Origin of the sequence: Thermophilibacter provencensis, from assembly GCF_030372065.1 — a bacterium.
Lineage (GTDB): Bacteria > Actinomycetota > Coriobacteriia > Coriobacteriales > Atopobiaceae > Thermophilibacter > Thermophilibacter provencensis_A.
The window spans coordinates 36,179-55,893 of sequence record NZ_JAUDEA010000002.1 but is presented as its reverse complement, the minus strand read 5'-3'; the positions used below and the strand labels follow the sequence as shown (position 1 = coordinate 55,893).

Sequence of the window (19,715 nt, the reverse complement as noted above, 5' to 3'; positions counted from 1 at the left end):
CGAATGGTTTTGCCGGGTTTTGGGCAACAAGTTTTATGTCACTGGTCCGAGTGGCCAGTTCTTCTCACCAGTAATTAATCTAAGAGATGGTATATCCCGGTTTTGGGCAACATGTTTTATGCGCGCGAGCTCTCAGGCGCGTGAGGGCATCAAATCTTTTGCCCAAAACCCAAGTGTTTTGCCAGGTCGGCGGAACCGCCTGAGACACCGCGAGAAGAACCGGCGAGAAGAGGCGGCCCCCGCGACTCAGCATGGTCGCGGGGGCCGAGGGCGTGCTCGTAAGATGAGTGGCTACTGCTCCGGCGCGGGCATCTTGGGGGCAAAGCCGTCGTCGCGGGTGAGGATGTTCATGAACTCGTCGCCCGTGATGGTCTCCTTCTTCTGGAGGTAGTGGGCGATCTCATGCAGCTTGAAGCGGTTCTCGCGCAGGGTCCTGAGCGCGGTCTGGTGGCCCTCCTCGACGAGCGCCTGGACCTCGGCGTCAATTTCCTGCGCCGTGCCCTCGGAGCAGGTGAGCTGCTGCCCGCCGCCGAGGTAGCGGCTCGCAGGCTGGCCGAGCTGCACCATGCCAAACTTGTCCGACATGCCATACTGCGTGACCATGGCGCGCGCGAGCTGGGTGGCCTTCTCGATGTCGTTTGAGGCTCCGGTGGTCATCTCGTTGAAGATGAGCTCCTCGGCCGCGCGGCCGCCGCAGAGAACGGCGATCTTGTCCTTTGCCTCCTGGCGCGTGGTGAGGAAGTGCTCGTCCTCCTCGACCTGCATCGTGAAGCCGAGCGCGCCCGAGGTGCGCGGGACGATCGTGATCTTTGAGACGGGGGCGGAGCCCTTCTGCATGGCCGCCACGATGGCGTGGCCCGTCTCGTGGTAGGAGACGACCTCCTTCTCGTGCGGGGAGAGGACCGTCGACTTCTTCTTCTCGCCGGCGATGACCACGTCGACGGACTCGAGCAGGTCCTCCTGCGTCACGCGGTTGCGTCCGAAGCGCACCGCGCGAAGTGCCGCCTCGTTGATGATGTTGGCAAGGTCCGCGCCGGACGCGCCGGGCGTGGAGCGAGCCACTACACCAAGGTCGATGCCGCGCTCCATCTTCACGTCATGGGCGTGAATCTGGAGAATGGCCTCGCGGCCGGCGAGGTCGGGGAGCTCGACGGGGATGCGGCGGTCAAAGCGGCCCGGGCGCAGGAGCGCCTGGTCGAGCGTCTCGGGGCGGTTGGTCGCGGCCAGAACCACGATGCCCTTGTGGTTGTCGAAACCGTCCATCTCGGAGAGGAGCTGGTTCAGGGTCTGCTCGCGCTCGTCGTTGGAGGAGAGGGAGCTGTCGCGCCGCTTGCCCACGGCGTCGATCTCGTCGATGAAGATGATGCAGGGGGCCTTCTCGTTGGCCTGCTTGAAGAGGTCGCGCACCTTGGCGGCGCCGCGGCCGACGAACATCTCCACGAAGGCCGAGCCGGCAATCTGGAAGAAGGTGACGCCCGCCTCGCCGGCAACGGCCTTGGCCAAGAGCGTCTTGCCCGTGCCCGGAGGGCCCACGAGCAGCGCGCCGCGCGGGCAGCGCGCGCCGATCTCGTTGTACTTCTCGGGGCTCTTGAGGAAGCTCACGATCTCCTGCAGGGACTCCTTGGCCTCGTCCTGGCCGGCAACGTCCTTGAAGGTTACGCCGGTGTCCTCGCCCTTGATCTCCTTTGCGTTGGACTTGCCGAGGCCGCCGCCCATGCCAAAGCCGCCCCCGCCAAAGTTCATGGAGGGGCCGTCGTCTCCCATGGCCTTCTTCATGCGGCGGTTGAGCCACCAGCCAATGCCGAGGAAGATGAGGATGGGCAGGCCGTAGGAGATGAGCAGCATGAGCCAGAGGTCACCCGAGGTGTCCGGGATGTTTGCGTCAGCGTTGACCCCATGTTCGTCAAGCCGTTGGATGAGGGTGTCATCTGTCGGCCACATGGTGGTCTCGTAGATCTTCTGGCTCTCGCCTTCTCCTGTCGTAAAGGTAAGCGTGTTGTCCCCGGTGTTGAGGTCAACTTTTGTGACCTTGTTCTCGTCGACCATGTTGAGAAACTCGGTGTAGGTCACGCTCTGTACCTGGCTCGCCGTGAGGCCGCTTCCGAGTGCCTGGCTGATCGCGAGGTACGCGATAATCGCGACCAGGATGTAGAGCAGCATCGAGCGACGACGCTTGTTCTCGTTCATGTCCATCTTTTGCGTTTACCCTTCGTAAGAGGTGGTACTTGGGTTATCTGATACCCATTTTGGTGACAAAGCTGACGGCGTAAATTGTGACAATGGTGACAGGGTAGATTGTCACCATTGGGCCATGGTGACAATCTACCCTGTCGCCATTGTCACAATTTACGAGCGCTCGGGGAGCTCGCCAGAGCGGTAGGCGTTGAGAAGCGCCCGGAGGTCGGCGATCTGCTCGCGGATGTCGGCGCCGGTGTCCGTGTCGTTGATCGTGAGAGGGTGCGGCCTTACTTCGAAGCGGTCGTCGTCGCTCATGATGTCGGCGTTGAGGTCGAGGACGTCCGCAATTGAGCCGAAGGGGCGATGAGCCTTGATGCGCATGCCGCGCGGGTCGGCGATGAGGGTGTAGCCGGCGATACCGGTGGTCTTGTGGTAGGCCTGGCAGAAGCCTCCGTCGATGACGATGAGCCGTCCCCCCGCGCGCACGGCCTTTTCGCCCTCCGAGGCATGGACGGGCGTGTGGCCGTTGATGATGTGGCCGCAGCTGGGGTCTACGCCAAACTCCTCGAGGATTCGGCGGCAGACGCGCTCGTCATCCGTGAGCGCGTAGTAGGGGTCTCGAGGTTCCTCCCACGTGCTGCGGTCCTTGAAGTAGGTGCGCTCGAAGGTCTTGACCACGCGGCCCGAGAGCGGGGAGTAGCGTCCGCACCAGAGGTACCACATCCAATCGAGCGAGACCTCGTCGTGCTCGTGCCAGGCGCGACGCGCGAGCTTGTCCGCGTAGTCGTAATAGGCCTTGCCGGAGAGCAGCTGGCCTTGGTGGTTCACGGGGTGGAACGTGCCGTCCTCGTTCATGGGCACGCAGGCGTGGAACAGCACGTCGTTGTTGTGGACGAGGTAGGCGCTCCCGTGCTCGTAGAGGAAGTTCACGTGCTTCTGCAGCTTGTACGAGGTGCGCACAGCCTCGAGGAGGTTGTCCATCACGCGGAGCTCGTCCTCGGAGAGTGCGTAGGGGTCACCCGGATTGAGCGTGGGGAAGTCGCTCGTGGTGAGCTCATAGTCCTTCTCGCCCACGCGTGCGACGCCCCGGGCGGGGTCCACGTGCTCGAGCAGCAGGCGGTCCTCCATGTGCCAGTTGGGGTGACGAAGGATGGTCTGCCCCTCGAGCTTGAAGAGAATGACCGAGATGGCCTTCTCGAGCGGGCTCATGGCGTCGTCTGCGCGATAGGTTGCCTCCGCAAAGAGCGCGAGCTCGCGCAGGGAGATGCCGTAGGCGCCCTCGAGGATCTTGAGCGAGTCGTAGCGGATGTTGTTGCGGATGACGGCGGCAAGGCACGTGGCGGAACCCGCGGCCGCACCCATCCACACGATGTCGTGGTTGCCCCACTGTAGGTCCACGGAGTGGTACTCCATGAGGCGGTCGAGGATCTTGTCGGCGTGCGACCCGCGGTCAAAGACGTCGCCCACGAGGTGGAGGTGGTCCACGGCGAGGCGCTTGATGAGCGAGGCGAGGCTCACGATGAAGTCATCGGCCGAGCCGGTGTCCACGATGGTGTCGATGATGCGCTGGTGGTAGCGCTGGCGCTGCTCGCCCTCGCCGGGGGCCGCGTGGAGAAGCTCATCGATGATGTAGGCATACTCGACGGGCATGGCCTTGCGCACCTTGGAGCGCGTGTAGGAGTCCGAGAGGTAGCGCGCCAGGCGCACGAGGCGCATGAGGGTTATGGCGTACCACTCCGGAGTGGCCGTGCCGCTGGAGCGCAGGCGGCGGAGCTTGCGGTGCGGGTAGTAGATGAGGGTGCAGAGGTCGGCCTGCTCGTCGTGAGTGAGCTCAAAGCGGAAGGTGGCGGCCACGCGCTCCCGGATGACGCCGGAGCAGTTGTTGAGGATGTGCTTGAAGGCGTCGTACTCGCCGTGCACGTCCGAGACAAAGTGCTCCGTGCCTTTGGGGAGGTTGAGGATGGCCTCGAGGTTGATAATCTCCGTGTAGACCGATTGCGCGGAGGGGAACTTCTCGGAGAGGAGCTCGAGGTACTTGCGGTTGGCGGGGGAGAGTGCCTTGTCTGCCATGGGCGTCCCTTCGTGGTGGACTCTGAACCCCATTCTGTGCCACTGGTATCAAATTAGGCAACCACTTTTTGGTGAGGTGCCTGCGAGGTCTCCATGGTTGCGCTTTTGCGAACATTTTGACGCGACGCACCACGCTGACGTGCTACCATGCTGCAACAGGCGATGAAGGGGAGAGTACCCGGGGTCGCGCGGTCAAGAGAGAGCGGGGACGGTGGGAGCCCGCGGCCGTGTCCCGGCGAAGATCACCCCCGAGCTGCGGCCCCAAAGCGCCGAGAGGAGCGTTCTTCTCGCCGTGAGTAGGCGTCGCCGGAGTGGCCGCCGACACAGGCCAGCCGAGTAAGGCGGAAATCCGCTCGCTGGGTGGTTCACAAGCGAAGTCGCATGCGCGCTTCGTCCCAGCAGGAGGGACGGGCGCGCTTTTTGTGCCCGAGGGAAAATGATTCAAAAGGGGTCTGTCCCCTTTTGAATCACGAAGGAGGAGAGCGTGGCGAAAAACGAGTACAAGAAAACGACCAACCTGCCGAGCACGGGCTTTCCCATGCGCGCCAGCCTGGCCCAGAACGAGCCCAAGCGCCTGGCCATGTGGGAGGAGAACCACGTCTACGAGCAGATGATCGCCAAGAACGAGGGGCACGAGAAGTTCGTCCTTCACGACGGTCCCCCGTATGCCAACGGCCCCATCCACCTCGGCCACGCTCAGAACAAGATCTCCAAGGACATCATCAACCGCTACTGGTCCATGCGCGGCTACCAGACGCCGTACGTCCCCGGCTGGGACTGCCACGGCCAGCCAATCGAGCACAAGGTCGAGACCATGCTCGGCACCGAGAAGTTCAACCAGCTTCCCACCGAGAAGATCCGCGAGCTCTGCCGCAAGATGGCCGTGGAGCAGGTTGACACCCAGCGCCAGGGCTTCAAGCGCCTGGGCGTGCTGGGCGAGTGGGACAACCCCTACCTCACCTACGTGAACGACTACGACGCCACGGACATCGAGATCTTCAAGGCCATCTTTGACGCGGGTGCCATCACGCAGGGCTCCAAGCCCGTGCACTGGTGCTCCCACTGCCACACGGCCCTCGCCGAGGCGGAGATCGAGTACGGTGACGAGGTCAGCCCGGCCATCTTCGTGCGCTTTGAGATGACCACGACCCCGGCGGGCCTCGAGGCCTGGGCCGGCAGGCTCTTCGTTGACATCTGGACCACCACGCCGTGGACCCTTCCCGCCGACGACGCCGTGATCTGCCACCCCGAGGCCACCTACGTGGCGCTCGTCCACGACGGCCGCGCGGAGATCGTGGCCGAAGCGCTCGCCGAGCGCTGCGCCGCCAAGTTTGGCTACGGCGAGGTCGAGCTCGTGCGCGGCGAGGACGGCGAGCCCTGGCGCGCCACGGGCGAGCAGCTCGCGCACAACCGCTACAAGCAGCCGATCTTTGGCGACCAGGGCGAGACGGGCGAGTTCATCTACGCCGATTACGTCACCCTAGACGACGGCACGGGCATCGTCCACTGCGCTCCCGGCCACGGCGTGGACGACTACCTCGCCGGTCAGAAGTTCGGCATCCCCACGGTCATGCCCGTGGATGACGACGGCCGCTTCTTTGTGGGTGACGGCATGGGTACAGGCGGCCCGTGGTCCGGCATGGAGGTGAACGAGGCCAACCCCAAGATCATCGAGTGGCTGCGCGAGCGCGGCACGCTGATTCTTCACGAGGACATCAACCACAGCTACCCGCACTGCTGGCGCTGCAAGGAGCCCGTCATCTTCCGCGCCACGAGCCAGTGGTTCGTCTCCATGGACAAGCCCCTGCGCGGCGGCAAGAGCCTCCGCGAGCAGTCGCTCGAGGAGCTCTCCAAGGTCCAGTTCTACCCGTCCCACGCCATCAAGCGCATCGGCTCGATGGTTGAGGGCCGCCCGGACTGGTGCATCAGCCGCCAGCGTAACTGGGGCGTGCCCATCCCGGCCTTCACGTGCCAGGACTGCGGCGAGACCGTAATGAACGACGACACGCTCGACGCCGTGATCGAGCTCTTCCGGAGCAAGGGCTCCGACGCCTGGTTCACCGATGACCCCGCGAGCTACCTCGGGCAGTCGTGCGTCTGCCCCAAGTGCGGCTCTCACCACCTCAAGGCAAACAAGGACATTCTCGACGTCTGGTGGGACTCCGGCGTCTCCCACACCGCCGTCTGCCGCCACCGCGACAACCTCACGTTCCCGGCTGACATGTACCTCGAGGGCTCCGACCAGCACCGCGGCTGGTTCATGAGCTCGCTCATGACCTCCGTGGGCGCCTACGGCGTGGCGCCGTACAAGTCCGTGGTCTCCCAGGGCTTCACGCTCGACGGCCAGGGCCGCAAGATGTCCAAGTCGCTCGGCAACGTCATCGACCCCAACGCCGAGTGCGACACCCGCGGCGCCGACATCCTGCGCCTCTGGGTCACCTCGGTGGACACCTCCAACGACATACCCTGCGACGACTCCATCCTCGACCACGTGGGCGAGGCCTACCGCCGCTTCCGCAACACCCTGCGCTTCCTGCTGGGCGAGATCGAGGGCCAGTTTGACCCGGCGACCGACGCCGTGCCGTATGACGAGCTCCTCCCGTACGACAAGCTCACGCTCGCGCGCCTCTGCCAGGTCCACGACCAGGTGAGCGCTGCCTACGAGTCCTATCGCTTCAACGTGGTCTACCGCACCCTCTACGACTACGTGATCACGGAGCTCTCCAACGGCTACCTCAACGCCACCAAGGACCGTGTCTACTGCGGCGAGAAGAACGGCTTCGAGCGCCGCTCCGCGCTTACCGTGTGGGCGCAGATCCTCTCGATGCTGGTCCACGACCTTCAGCCCATCCTCGTCTACACCACCGACGAGGCCATGAGCTACCTCCCGGCGTCGCTGCGCGACGGCCAGGAGTACGCCGCCCTTCTCGACTGGTACCAAGCTCCCTGGACGGCCGAGGTCTATGAGCCCTACCTCGCCGCCTACGATGCCGTCGTCGAGGCCCGCGCCGCCTTCACCAAGGCCTACGAGGCCGCCATCGCCGACAGCACGCTCACCGAGAAGACCACGCAGGCCGCGCGCGCCACGCTTACGGCGCCGGCCGAGACCCTCGCGCTCCTCTCCGGCGAGCAGGGCTGCGACCTTGCGGAGCCCTTCGTCTGCTCCGAGGTCCTTCTCGCCCAGGGCGAGGAGCTCGCCTGCTCCGTCGAGCCCGCGCACGGCGAGAAGTGCCCGCGCTGCTGGAACTTCCGCGAGCTCGGCGAGGATGGTCTCTGCCCGCGTTGCCACGACGCCGTGGCCGCGCTCGAGGACGCGGAGTAGCGCGTGACCGCGACCGGCCCATCGACTTCCGCCCGCGTGCGGCGGCTGGCGCTCTTTGCGCTGGTCGCCGCCGCGGTCGTGGCGCTTGACCAGTGGAGCAAGGGCGCCGCGCGCGCCGAGCTCGTGCCCGGCGAGCCCGTCACGCTCATCCCGGGCGTGATGGAACTTAGCCTTGTCTACAACACCGGCGCTGCGTTCTCGATGGGGGAGGGCGCGGGTCCGCTCTTTGTTGCCATTGCGGCCGTGATAAGCTGCGCCGGCCTTTGGGTGGCGTGGCGCCGCACCGACGTCCCGCTCTCTTTGCTGCTGGTTGTTGCGGGCGTCGCGGGCGGCGGCATCGGCAACGCCATCGATCGCGTTACGCTTGGTGCCGTCACGGATTTCTTCAAAACCACGTTCATGGACTTTGCCATCTTCAATGTGGCCGACATTTTTGTCACCTGCGGGGTGTTCGTCGCCCTGTTTCTCTGGTGGCGCTGGGATGCGCGTCAGGAGCACGAGCACGATGGCGGGCGCTCTGCCGAGCATTCGGCCTGACGCCGCCGGCTGACTCCACTAGGATCGCGAGTGTGCGAAATTCGGCTTGAGTTTTCAAAACGACGTCCTTCTCGCCAACGTTTCCGCGGGTAATTTTTGCGCGAGAAGGGCTATTTTTGAGAATGGCGGCCGAGTTTCGCGCACTCGCGGAACATGAGCACTCGCGGAACATGTGCGCCGGCGGCTTACCGAGCACCACTGCATCCGTACGTGTAGGCGCTGTGGGCGCTTCCGCCCCGTGATACGATAGCCTGCCGATGGCAGCGCCCGAGACGGGGGAGGAGAAAGCCTGTGGCGTCGCGCGTGATGAACCTCTTGGTGGGGCCCGAGTCCGATGGCATGAGGCTTGACGCCTTTCTCGCCACGGGCGAGGGCATGCCGAGCCGCTCCGCCTGCGCCCGTCTCGTCGAAGAGGGCGCCGTCACCATCAACGAGACCCCCGCCACGAGCAAAAGCGAGAAGGTCCTTCTCGGCGACCGCGTGCGCGCCCTCGTTGAGGAGCCGGACGCCCCCACGGGGCCGCTGCGCCCCAACCCGGAGATTCCGCTCGACATCCGCTTTGAGGACGACTACCTCATCGTGCTCTCCAAGCAGCTGGGCCTGGTGTGCCACCCGAGTCCCGGCCACGTGGACGACACGCTCGCCAACGCCCTCGTTGCCCACTGCGGCTACGAGCACCTGGGCATGCTGCAGGGCGAGGAGCGCCCCGGCATCGTGCACCGCCTGGACATGGACACGACGGGGCTCATGGTTGCCGCCAAGGACGACGCCACGCAGAAGGCCCTCCAGGACCTCATTCGCATGCGCGTGCTCGACCGTCGCTACGTGACGCTCGTGCACGGCTACGTGGCGCATGACGAGGGCACCATCGAGACCGGCATCGCGCGCTCCACGCGCGACCGCATCCGGATGGCGGTCTCGGACGCGCCGGGGGCCCGCGAGGCCATCACCACCTTCCGCGTGCTCGAGCGCTTTGAGGCGGGCAGGCGCGACGAGGGGTACACGCTCATGGAGTGCCACCTCTACACCGGTCGCACGCACCAGATCCGCGTGCACATGCGCCACATTGGCCACCCGCTTGTGGGCGACCAGCTCTACGGGCGCGGGGACGAGCGCATCAACCGCGGTCTTTCTCGCCAGTTCCTGCACTCCTGGCACATCCGCTTTGACCATCCCGTCTCCGGAGAGACGATAGAGCTTGCCGACCGCCTGCCGGACGACCTGCTCGATGTACTAGAATCTCTTAAGGAAACCTCAATGGGGCGCACCGCCGCGGGCGAGGACATCTGCCCGCAGCTCGGCGTCTCCGCATAGTCCGCCGAGAAGCGCAAGGGGTGCGCCATGCCCATGATGGAGCTCAACAAGTTTGGCCTCACGCCGCTCGTCATCTTCAACCTGATCATCTGGCTGTTCTTCACGCTGGCGTACTTCTACCAGATCGTGTATGTGCTGCGCGTGATGTTCAAGGGCACCGTGAGGCTGCCCGAGGCCAAGAAGCAGCACCGCTACGCCTTCTTCATCTCGGCACACAACGAGGAAGTCGTTATTGGCAACCTCGTGCGCTCCATCCTCGAGCAGAACTACCCGCGCGAGCTCATGGACGTCTTCGTGGTGTGCGACGCCTGCACGGACAACACGCACGCCGAGGCAGAGAAGGCGGGCGCCATCGTCTGGGACCGCAACGACCTCGCGCGCCGCGGCAAGAGCTGGGCGCTCGACTACGGCTTCGACCGCATCCTCAACGAGTACGGCGACAAGTACGAGGCGTTTGTCGTCCTTGATGCGGACAACCTCGTCTCAAAGGACTTCATCTCAGTTATGAACCAGGCCTTTGACGCGGGCTACCTCGTCTGCACGGGGTATCGCAACTCCAAGAACTTTGACTCCTCGTGGGTGAGCGCCGCCTATGCGCTCTGGTTCATGCGCGAGGCGAAGTTCCTCAACAACGCGCGCATGATGATGGGCACGAGCTGCGCCATCTCCGGCTCGGGCTGGATGGTGTCCGAGCGCATCGTGCGCGGTATGCACGGCTGGGACTTCCACACCCTCACGGAGGACATCCAGTTCTCCACGTTCTGCTGCGCCAACAACGTGCAGATCGGCTATGCGCCGGCGGAGTTCTTCGACGAGCAGCCCGTCACGTTCAAGGCGTCCTGGACTCAGCGCATGCGCTGGACCAAGGGCTTCTACCAGGTGTTCTTTAGCTACGGGCGCGACCTGGTGAAGGGCATCTCCAAGGGCCGCTTCGCGAGCTACGACATGCTCATGACGGTGGCGCCCGGCATGATCTTGACGCTGCTCTCGTTCTTTGTGAACGCGACGTACCTCATCGTGGGCTCGCTTAGCCACGGCTTCATTGCCACGCAGGCCGAGCTCGACATGTGCGTGGGGTCGCTCATCATGACCTTTGCGTCCATGTACGTCGTGTTTCTCATCCTTGCGGTGATCACCACGATTTCCGAGCGCAAGAAGATTCACGCCAAGAAAAAGTGGCGAGTCGTCACGAACATCTTCACGTTCCCGTTTTTCATGATGACCTACATCCCCATTACGGTGGCCGCGCTCTTCAAGAAGGTCGAGTGGGTGCCCACCAAGCACGACATTGCCGTCAACGTTGACGACGTCGTGGGCGGTTCCGGCGCGTAGGGCAAAAGGGGACGTGTTATTTCTCTCAGAGTTTTTGGGACAGGCCTGCCCAAATTTGCGTGGGCAGGCCTGTCCCAAAAACTCTGAGAGAAATAACACGTCCCCTTTTGCCTGCCAATCCAAAGATTCGGCGCACTCCTGCTGTGGGGGTGCGCCGATTTTTCGGGTGCTGAGTGACGCGGTTTCGGACGTGGCGCTGTTCTGACCTGCGGCGTACTTCTCGTCTCTACGATGGTTCCAGCATCGTGGAAGGAGAAGAACATGACAAGAAGAACCTCAGGCGGGAAGGCATACCCGCTCTTTAGGCCGAGCGTGCACAACCTTATGCTGGCACTCGGCGTGGCTTCTGGGACCGTGCTCTCGGCGGGCGCGGCGTACCTGCTGGGCGCGATCGTGGACGGGCTTGCATCGGGCGGGCTCACGCTCGGTGAGATTGTGGCGCGTCTGACGACGTTTCTCGGCGTGTCGCTCGCGGCCGCGCTCGCGAAGTTCGCCCTCGATGACTGGCTCCCGCTCAAGGCCAACCTCCGCGCGGAGGTGGAGGCCTCCGACGGGGCGATCGACCAGCTGCTCGCCATGCCGCAGCGCGCCTTTGAGCGCCACGACGCCGGCCACTTCCTGAACGTGGTGAACGCTGCGGCGTTTGGTTACGGTGCCATGGCGGTCTACCTGAACGTGAACGCGGTGGGGTACGCGATCGCGGTCGTGGCGCTGCTGGGCTGCGCCACGGCGATCGACGTCCTGCTCGTGCTCGTCTTTCTCTGTGGCCTGGCCGTGTACTTTGCGGTCAACTGGGGCCCCATGCACTCCGCCGGGCGCCTGCTCATGGAGATGATGCCCGCGAGTGAGGCCTGGCAGGAGGAAGTCCGTCGCCTCGTGGAGGAGAAGCGCGCGGCTAACGCCGGCGCCGCCGAGGAGTTCTACCTGCAGCGTTTTGAGGGGAGCACGAACGAGTATCGCGCGTTCCTCCGCCGGCATCGCCTCGCTGACACCGTGCAGGCGACGCTTCCTGCCGCCATCTCGCCGGCACTTCAAGTCGCGGTGCTCGCCGTGTGCGTGGCGCTCTGGTCGGCGGGACAGGTGAGCCTCGGGTCGGTCGTCGCGGCGTGGCAGCTCTTCTCGCTGCTACAGACCCCCATGGCAGGCATCTGCTCGTTCGTGAGCTTCTATGTTGCCAGCCGTCCGAACGTCGTTCTGCTGCGCGAGCACGCCGGTGAGGCCGGGGAGCCTTCCGGCTTCGAGGCGCTCTCGACGGGCGAGAAGGACCTGGTGGCGCGCGTGGAGGGAACCCTCTGGGCGACGCCCGCGCGCGGGGAGGACGGCAAGCGGCTCTGGGCGGGGGAGTTCGAGGTGCGCCCCGGCGAGCTCGTGGTGGTGAAGGGCGCCAACGGAACGGGAAAGTCCCGCCTGCTCGACCTCGTGCGCGGGCTATCCGACCTCGCTGACCTCGACGGCGAGGCCGTGCTCGCGCCGGAGGCGCTTGACGCAGCTTACCTCACGTACCCGGTGCCCGTGGTAACAGGCTCGCTCGCGGAGAACCTGCTGGGCCGGGAGGCGGACCCGGAGGCGGCCCGCGTACTCGACCTGGGCGACCTGACCGAGCGCGCCATCACGGACCAGCCGCTCAACCTTTCCCTCGGCGAGCGTCAGAAGCTGGGGCTCCTCCGCGCGCTCTCGCGCCCCGAGCCCGTGGTCCTTCTCGACGAGCCGCTCGCGAACCTCGACGCCGGGGTGCGGGCGCGCCTGTGCGACCACCTCGCCGGCCTGCGCGGCCGCAAGACCGTCGTGGCGATCATGCACTCGGGCGAGCTTGACGCGGCGGCCGACCGCATCTACGAGGTCCGCGACGGCCGCCTGTCCCGCGTCTGTTAATTGTGGGCGGTCCCCATTTACAGGTTCCGGCTGGAGTCATCCCTAAGGCGCGAGCGCGCCAGATTGGTGGAATCATGATTAAGAAGAGCACATACCCGATTGTGGACATAAGCATTCGCAATGTCGCTCGCTCCGTGGGCGTCGCGGCGTCCACGCTGCTCGCCGCAGCGACGAGCATCGTCGTTGGGCGCGTCGTCGACGTGCTTGCGAGCGGGGCACCGGGCGTCGGGACGCCGCTCTCCCTCGCCCTCGTCCTCGCAGTGGCGTCCGTTGCCGCGACGGTTCTCCTTGGCGAGTGGGTGCCCACGTGGCTGGGGGTGCGCCGCTTCCTCGATAGCGCCGTGGCCTGCGCTAGGAACATCCTCGCGGCCCCGCAGCGCGCCTTCGCGCGCCGTGAGAAGGGCCACTTCGTGAACGTCCTCATGAACTCGACCGACACCTACGGCACGCTGCTCTACGCCGGGGCCAGCGTGCGCATCCCGGGGGCGGTGCTGGCGCTGGTGGGGACCGTGGCCATCACGGCGCTGATCGACCCGCTGATGGCGGCGCTTATCGTCGTCTACGCGCCCGTCCTCTGGCTCGCGCTGCGGCTTCCCACGCGCTCGCTCGCCGAGCTCGAGCGCGACATCCTCCCCGTGCAGGACGCCTGGCTCGGCGAGTCCAAGCGCATCGTTGAGAACAAGCGCGCCGTCAACGCGGCCGGCGCCGAGGGGTACTTCTCGGCGCGCTATCGCGACCGCTCCGAGGCGTTTCTGTGCACCGTGACTCGCTATCGCTTCCTCGAGCTGCTCATCTCCAACCTCCCGGCGCTGCTCTCCTGCGCGCTCGCGGCGGCGATGATGGGCGTTGCCGCGTGGCGTTGCGTGTTGGGTGCGGCAGGCGTGGGCCAGGTGCTCGTGGCGTACTCGCTTGCGCAGCTCGTTCAGGCGCCGCTTACTGCTATCGCGCAGCGCGTGGCGCAGGTTCGTGGAAACATTCCGCACGTCGAGCGCCTGCGTGAGGTTGCCGCGGCTGCGGCGGAGCCCTCCGGCTTCGAGGCGCTCTCGACAATGGGCTCCGGTGACCCCGCGGCGCGTGTCGACGGAACGCTCTGGGCGACGCCCGCGCGCGACGAGGACGGCAAGCGCCTCTGGGCGGGGGAGTTCGAGGTGCGCCCCGGCGAGCTCGTGGTGGTGAAGGGCGCCAACGGCTCGGGCAAGTCCCGCCTGCTGGACTTCCTGCGCGGGCTCTCAGACCCAGCCGACCTCGACGGGCAGGCCGCGCTTTCGCTGGAGGCGCTCCATGCGGCCTACCTCACCTATCCCGTTCCCGTGTTTCCCGGAAATCTCGCCTACAATCTCCTCGGCGCCGCGGCGGACCCGGAGGCGGCCCGCGTACTCGACCTGGGCGACCTGACCGAGCGCGCCATCACGGACCAGCCGCTCAACCTTTCCCTCGGCGAGCGTCAGAAGCTGGGGCTCCTCCGCGCGCTCTCGCGCCCCGAGCCCGTGGTCCTTCTCGACGAGCCGCTCGCGAACCTCGACGCCGGGGTGCGGGCGCGCCTGTGCGACCACCTCGCCGGCCTGCGCGGCCGCAAGACCGTCGTGGCGATCATGCACTCGGGCGAGCTTGACGCGGCGGCCGACCGCATCTACGAGGTCCGCGACGGCCGCCTGTCCCGCGTCAAGTGATGTCTGGTCGGGACGGCGTAAAAATAACGGACATTGTTTTCCTTAAAAAAGTTGCTCAACTGGGAAAACGCTTCTCTGCGAGCCATTTTTAGGAAACCAATGTCCGTTATTTTTTGGCACCTGCTCGGTACTCGGCGGGACCGCACCCAAAACGGGCTCTAAAAGTGCGGTAAAAGTTGCTTGTCCCCGAGTAGCCCACCTGCCTAGCCACCTCGCGCACCGGCAGATTCGTCGCGCGCAGCAGCATTGCCGCTCGATCCATGCGCTGCTCGGCCACGAGCTGGGTGAACGTCATGCCGCAGTGCTCATGGATGAGCTCGGAGAGGTACGTGGTGCTGTATGAGTAGCGCCGCGCCAGCGCAGAGAGGCTCACGGACTCCGGGTGCGCGGAGATTTCCTGCAGGATAACAGCGAGCACCTCGTCTGCACCCTTCGGCGCCTCTTCGGGGATGACAGGGGAGACCAAGGCAATGATGGCGACGCCGAGCGCCTCCACCAGCTGCTCCCAGCCGTCGTGGCGCTCCACGTAGGCCACCGCCGCGGCGGCAAAGAGGTCGATCATGAGCTCCTTGTTGGGGTCGGGCGTGCTGACGCGGCGCACGGGGTGGCGCTTTGCAGCGGTGGTCGTGAGCATGTGAAAGAGCGGTGAGTCCTCGTCCGCGATGGGCATGAGACTTTGAACAAAACGATCGGTCATGAAGTACAGGGCGAGAAAAACCGTGCGGTCCGCGTCCGGGCACGACGCGTCTCCGCAAAGCCCGCCAAGCGGCGCCGTCATCGAGATGATGTCGTAGTCGCCGGGGTTGCGCGGCAGCGCGCCCATCTCGTCCTCGAACCACGCCAGCATGAGGACGTTGCGCCCCGCCCGTGTCGCCCGACTTGCCGTCTCGTCCATGATTTGCCGCACCGCCGCGGCCACGCGCGCACTTTCCATGAGGCCCCCTCTCGATGCTTCGAGTATACGGCGCTCGCCTCCTGCGACCACCCTTCGCATGTCCTTCTCGTGAGCTGGCACTTCTCGGCAAACGGCCCCTGAAAAACCCGTGAGCGGATGTTACAATGAGGTGAACTCAACCAACCAACCGCCGCGGGCGGGGAGAGGAGCCAGCGCATGGCAACGTTCTTCGAGGGGGAGTCCCACACCTTTTCCGAGTACCTGCTCGTTCCCGGATACTCCTCGGCGGAGAACATTCCCGCCAACGTCTCGCTCAAGACGCCGCTCGTGAAGTTCCGTCGCGGCGAGGAGCCGGCGCTCAGCCTCAACATTCCCATGGTCTCGGCCATCATGCAGTCCGTCTCGGGCGTTGACATGGGCGTGGCGCTCGCCATCGAGGGCGGCCTCGCCTTCATCTATGGCAACCAGACGCCCGAGTCCGAGGCCGCCATGGTCAAGGCCGTCAAGGACCACAAGGCCGGCTTCGTGGAGTCCGACTCCACGCTCACGCCGGACATGACGATGGAGCAGGTCATGGAGCTCAAGGCTCGCACCGGCCACTCCACCATGCCCGTCACTGACGACGGCTCCTCCCGTGGCAAGCTCCTCGGCATCGTGACCAGCCGCGACTACCGTCCCAGTCGTGACGACCACCAGAAGAAGGTCCGCGAGTTCATGACGCCGCGCGAGAAGCTCATCGTGGGTGACAAGGACATCACCCTCAAGAAGGCCAACGACGTCATCTGGGACAACAAGCTCAACGCCCTGCCCGTCGTGGACGAGAACGACCACCTCATGGGCATCGTCTTCCGCAAGGACTATGACCAGCACAAGTCCAACCCCAACGAGCTGCTCGACGCCAATAAGCGTTACATGGTGGGCGCGGGCATCAACACGCGCGACTACGCCGAGCGCGTGCCGCTGCTCGTGGAGGCGGGCGCCGACGTGCTGTGCATCGACTCCTCCGAGGGCTTCTCCGAGTGGCAGAAGCGCACGATCGAGTGGGTCCGCGCCAACTACGGCGACTCCGTCAAGATCGGCGCGGGCAACGTTGTCGACGGCGACGGCTTCCGCTTCCTTGCCGACTGCGGCGCCGACTTCGTGAAGGTGGGCATCGGCGGCGGCTCCATCTGCATCACGCGCGAGACCAAGGGCATCGGCCGCGGCCAAGCCTCGGCGGTCATCGACGTCTGCCGCGCGCGCGACAAGTACTACGAGGAGACCGGCGTCTACGTGCCCGTGTGCTCCGACGGCGGCATCGTCTACGACTACCACATGACGCTCGCGCTGGCCATGGGTGCCGACTTCATGATGCTCGGCCGCTACTTCGCCCGCTTTGACGAGAGCCCCACCGAGCGCGTGAACGTGAACGGCCAGTACATGAAGGAGTACTGGGGCGAGGGCTCCGCGCGCGCCCGCAACTGGCAGCGCTACGACCAGGGCGGCGCCTCCAAGCTGGGCTTCGTTGAGGGCGTCGACTCCTACGTGCCCTACGCCGGCTCCCTCAAGGAGGGCGTGGGTCAGACGATCTACAAGATCAAGTCCACGATGTGCAACTGCGGCGCCAAGACCATCAAGGAGCTGCAGGAGAAGGCGCGCCTGACGCTCGTCTCGTCCACCTCCATCGTCGAGGGCGGCGCGCACGACGTTGTGGTCAAGGACTCCCAGCACAGCGTGAGCTATCGCTAGGCGAGAAGAACCTGGACCTGCCGGCCTCCCGGATGTCTCTTCGAGAAGTGCGCTACGCGGAACTTCTCTACGAGACATCCGGGAGGCCTTTCGTTTCTTGAACTTCATCACGGCGGTCGGACGTTCCGTAGAGAAGTTTCGCGTAGCGCACTTCTCGGAGGAACGTTCGACCGCCTGAGCCGAGGTGCTGCTACAATCAAGCGGTTGACCATCGCACACAAAGGAGTCACGCAGATGAGCGACGCCGAGAAGAACTTTGAGGTCCCGGCCTACGACGCCGAGGAGATCGAGACCCGCTGGCAGGCGGCCTGGGACGCCGAGGAGCTCTACAAGACCGAGGAGAGCCCCGAGAAGCCCAAGAAGTACGTGCTCGAGATGTTCCCGTACCCCTCGGGCGACCTGCACATGGGCCACGCGCGCAACTACACCATCGGCGACGCCATGGCCCGTCAGGCCCGCATGCGCGGCTTCGACGTGCTGCACCCGATGGGCTACGACGCCTTTGGCCTGCCCGCCGAGAACGCCGCCATCAAGCACAACACGCAGGCGAGCGTCTGGACCCACCAGAACATCGCGCAGGCCACCAAGACCATGCGCCGCATGGGCTTCTCCTATGACTACGACCGCATGTTCAACACCTGCGACCCCGAGTACTACAAGTGGGGCCAGTGGATCTTCCTCAAGATGTGGGAGAAGGGCCTCGTCTACCGCGACAACTCGCCGGTGAACTGGTGCCCCGGCTGCCAGACGGTCCTCGCCAACGAGCAGGTCGTGGACGGCAAGTGCTGGCGCTGCGGCTCCGTGCCCGAGAAGCGCGCCCTCTCCCAGTGGTACTTCAAGATCACCGACTACGCCCAGGAGCTCCTCGATGACCTCAAGAAGCTCGAGGGCAAGTGGCCCGAGCGCGTCCGCGCGATGCAGGCCAACTGGATCGGTCGCTCCGAGGGCGCCGAGATCGACTTCACGCTGGCGGACGTCGATGGCGTGACGCCCACCGACACCAAGATCACCGTCTTCACCACGCGCCCGGACACGCTCTTTGGCGTGAGCTTCTTCCTGCTGCCGCCCGAGAGCCCGCTTGCCGCGGAGCTCGTTGCCGGCACGGAGCACGAGGCCGCCTTCCTCGAGCTCAAGGCCGCCGCAGAGAAGGTCTCCTCGGTCGACCGCCAGGGCTCGGAGCGCGAGAAGCACGGCGTCTTCACGGGCCGCTACGTGATCAACCCCGTGAACGGCCGCCCGGCGCCCATCTGGGTCGCCGACTACGTCCTCATGGACTACGGCACCGGCGCCGTCATGGGCGTTCCCTGCGGCGACCAGCGCGACTTCGACTTCGCCAAGAAGTACGGCCTCGAGATTGCCCCGATCATCTGCGAGAAGGACGACCCGCTCTACGAGCAGCTCAAGGACCAGCGCGAGCTCGTCGTCACCTCCGTCGACTGGGACCACGCGATGGAGGCCGAGGGCTACCTCGTGCAGTCCGGCCGCTTCACCGGCATGAAGGGCGGCAAGCACTCCGAGGCCGTGGACGCCATCATCGAGTGGCTTGGGCAGCAGGGCCTCGGCCGCAAGACGGTGCAGTTCCGCCTGCGCGACTGGCTCATCAGCCGCCAGCGCTACTGGGGCAACCCCATCCCGATGATCCACTGCGACGACTGCGGTGACGTTCCGGTGCCCTACGAGGACCTGCCCGTCACGCTGCCGGACACGCTCGACCTCGGCGCCGGCGAGACGCTCGCCGCCTACGCGCCGTTCTACGAGACCACGTGCCCCAAGTGCGGCAAGCCCGCCAAGCGCATCACCGACACCATGGACACCTTCACGTGCTCCAGCTGGTACTACCTGCGCTACTGCGACCCGCACAACGAGGAGCTGCCCTTCTCGCGCGAGGCCGTGGACCGCTGGATGCCGGTGGACAACTACATCGGCGGCATCGAGCACGCCATCCTGCACCTGCTCTACAGCCGCTTCTTCACCAAGGTCCTGCGCGACCTCGGCATGATCGGCATCGACGAGCCCTTTGAGAACCTCCTCTGCCAGGGCATGGTCAAGGACGCCAACGGTGACACCATGTCCAAGTCCAAGGGCAACGTCGTGCCGCCGTCCTCGGTGATCGAGCCGTACGGTGCAGACACCATGCGCCTGGCCATCCTCTTCATTGCCCCGCCCGAGAAGGACTTCAACTGGGACGAGGAGGCCGTCGCCGGCGCCAACCGCTTCATCAAGCGCGCGTGGCGCGTCGTCTGGCTGCTCAGCCAGGGCGCCGCCGCCGGCACCGTGGGCGCGGGCACCCTCGACGCGGCGGGCAAGGAGCTCTGGCGCACGCTCAACGGCATGGGCATCAAGTGCACCACCGACTTCGACCGCGGTCAGTTCAACACCGCCATCTCCGCCGTCATGGAGATCACCAACGCCGCGTCCAAGTACGTGAACGACGTGACGCTCGAGCAGCGCGACCCGGCGCTCTGCTTTGCCGTGGCGCACGCGATCGTGACCATGCTCGCCCCGATCTGCCCGCACTGGGCCGAGGAGCTCTGGCACAAGGCACTCGCCCAGGAGGGCTCCGTCTACAACGCCGCCTGGCCCGAGTTTGACGCCGCGGCCGCCAAGGCCGACGAGGTCGAGATTGCCGTCCAGATCAAGGGCAAGGTTCGCGGCCGCGTGACGGTTGCCGCCGACGCCACCGACGACGAGGTCGCCGAGGCCGCCAAGGTCGCGGTTGCCGAGCAGCTCGCCGGCAAGGAGATCAAGAAGGTCATCGTCATCAAGGGCCGCCTGGTCAACATAGTGGCCATCTAAA

The 19,715-nt window shown here is 65.4% G+C and carries 11 protein-coding genes; 8 read left to right on the top strand and 3 right to left on the bottom strand.

From position 1 onward, the window contains the following. Positions 1-291 precede the first annotated feature (291 nt). On the bottom strand, positions 292-2,193 hold the full coding sequence (gene ftsH, locus QUW25_RS01800; RefSeq protein ID WP_289510526.1) for an ATP-dependent zinc metalloprotease FtsH: 1,902 nt from the start codon (positions 2,191-2,193) through the stop codon (positions 292-294). A gap of 153 nt (positions 2,194-2,346) precedes the next feature. Further along, positions 2,347-4,248 (bottom strand): fructose-1,6-bisphosphatase, encoded by a 1,902-nt coding sequence (locus QUW25_RS01795; RefSeq protein ID WP_289510525.1) that lies wholly within the window; start codon positions 4,246-4,248, stop codon positions 2,347-2,349. 538 nt (positions 4,249-4,786) lie between these two features. Between QUW25_RS01795 and ileS the strand changes: the two genes are divergently transcribed. The 6 genes from ileS (at position 4,787) to QUW25_RS01765 (ending at position 14,295) form a co-directional block, all read left to right on the top strand. Beyond that, a complete protein-coding gene (gene ileS / locus QUW25_RS01790; protein WP_289510735.1) occupies positions 4,787-7,570 on the top strand; it encodes an isoleucine--tRNA ligase in 2,784 nt (927 codons plus the stop codon). 3 nt (positions 7,571-7,573) lie between these two features. Then, positions 7,574-8,107: a signal peptidase II gene (gene lspA, locus QUW25_RS01785; protein ID WP_289510524.1), complete on the top strand. Its 534-nt coding sequence runs from the start codon at positions 7,574-7,576 to the stop codon at positions 8,105-8,107. Positions 8,108-8,398: 291 nt separating this feature from the next. Then, a complete protein-coding gene (locus tag QUW25_RS01780) occupies positions 8,399-9,421 on the top strand; it encodes an RluA family pseudouridine synthase (protein WP_289510523.1) in 1,023 nt (340 codons plus the stop codon). A 36-nt stretch (positions 9,422-9,457) separates the two neighbouring features. Continuing rightward, positions 9,458-10,753 carry a glycosyltransferase family 2 protein gene (locus QUW25_RS01775; RefSeq protein WP_436317676.1) on the top strand — a complete coding sequence of 432 codons (1,296 nt, stop codon included), beginning with the start codon at positions 9,458-9,460 and terminating at the stop codon, positions 10,751-10,753. 261 nt (positions 10,754-11,014) lie between these two features. After that, positions 11,015-12,625, top strand: a complete 1,611-nt coding sequence (locus QUW25_RS01770; protein ID WP_289510521.1) for an ATP-binding cassette domain-containing protein — start codon at positions 11,015-11,017, stop codon at positions 12,623-12,625. A 74-nt stretch (positions 12,626-12,699) separates the two neighbouring features. Next, a complete protein-coding gene (locus QUW25_RS01765) occupies positions 12,700-14,295 on the top strand; it encodes an ATP-binding cassette domain-containing protein (RefSeq protein WP_289510520.1) in 1,596 nt (531 codons plus the stop codon). A 106-nt stretch (positions 14,296-14,401) separates the two neighbouring features. Here QUW25_RS01765 and QUW25_RS01760 read toward each other — a convergent pair whose 3' ends face one another. Continuing rightward, a complete protein-coding gene (locus tag QUW25_RS01760) occupies positions 14,402-15,229 on the bottom strand; it encodes a helix-turn-helix transcriptional regulator (RefSeq protein ID WP_289510519.1) in 828 nt (275 codons plus the stop codon). A 177-nt stretch (positions 15,230-15,406) separates the two neighbouring features. Here QUW25_RS01760 and QUW25_RS01755 point away from each other — a divergent pair, with 177 nt between their 5' ends. Together QUW25_RS01755 and leuS are read left to right on the top strand one after the other, a co-directional pair. Next, on the top strand, positions 15,407-16,918 hold the full coding sequence (locus QUW25_RS01755) for an IMP dehydrogenase (protein ID WP_289510518.1): 1,512 nt from the start codon (positions 15,407-15,409) through the stop codon (positions 16,916-16,918). 234 nt (positions 16,919-17,152) lie between these two features. Further along, complete coding sequence (gene leuS, locus QUW25_RS01750; RefSeq protein ID WP_289510517.1) at positions 17,153-19,714, top strand: leucine--tRNA ligase; 2,562 nt, start codon at positions 17,153-17,155, stop codon at positions 19,712-19,714. Position 19,715: the final 1 nt, after the last annotated feature.

Excerpts from the sequence above, each read along its gene's own strand:
- ftsH (WP_289510526.1), bottom strand. The coding sequence starts at position 2,193 with ATGGACATGAACGAGAACAAGCGTCGTCGCTCGATGCTGCTCTACATC.
- QUW25_RS01795 (WP_289510525.1), bottom strand. The coding sequence starts at position 4,248 with ATGGCAGACAAGGCACTCTCCCCCGCCAACCGCAAGTACCTCGAGCTC.
- ileS (WP_289510735.1), top strand. The coding sequence starts at position 4,787 with ATGCGCGCCAGCCTGGCCCAGAACGAGCCCAAGCGCCTGGCCATGTGG.
- QUW25_RS01775 (WP_436317676.1), top strand. The coding sequence starts at position 9,458 with ATGGAGCTCAACAAGTTTGGCCTCACGCCGCTCGTCATCTTCAACCTG.
- QUW25_RS01770 (WP_289510521.1), top strand. The coding sequence starts at position 11,015 with ATGACAAGAAGAACCTCAGGCGGGAAGGCATACCCGCTCTTTAGGCCG.
- QUW25_RS01765 (WP_289510520.1), top strand. The coding sequence starts at position 12,700 with ATGATTAAGAAGAGCACATACCCGATTGTGGACATAAGCATTCGCAAT.
- QUW25_RS01760 (WP_289510519.1), bottom strand. The coding sequence starts at position 15,229 with ATGGAAAGTGCGCGCGTGGCCGCGGCGGTGCGGCAAATCATGGACGAG.
- QUW25_RS01755 (WP_289510518.1), top strand. The coding sequence starts at position 15,407 with ATGGCAACGTTCTTCGAGGGGGAGTCCCACACCTTTTCCGAGTACCTG.
- leuS (WP_289510517.1), top strand. The coding sequence starts at position 17,153 with ATGAGCGACGCCGAGAAGAACTTTGAGGTCCCGGCCTACGACGCCGAG.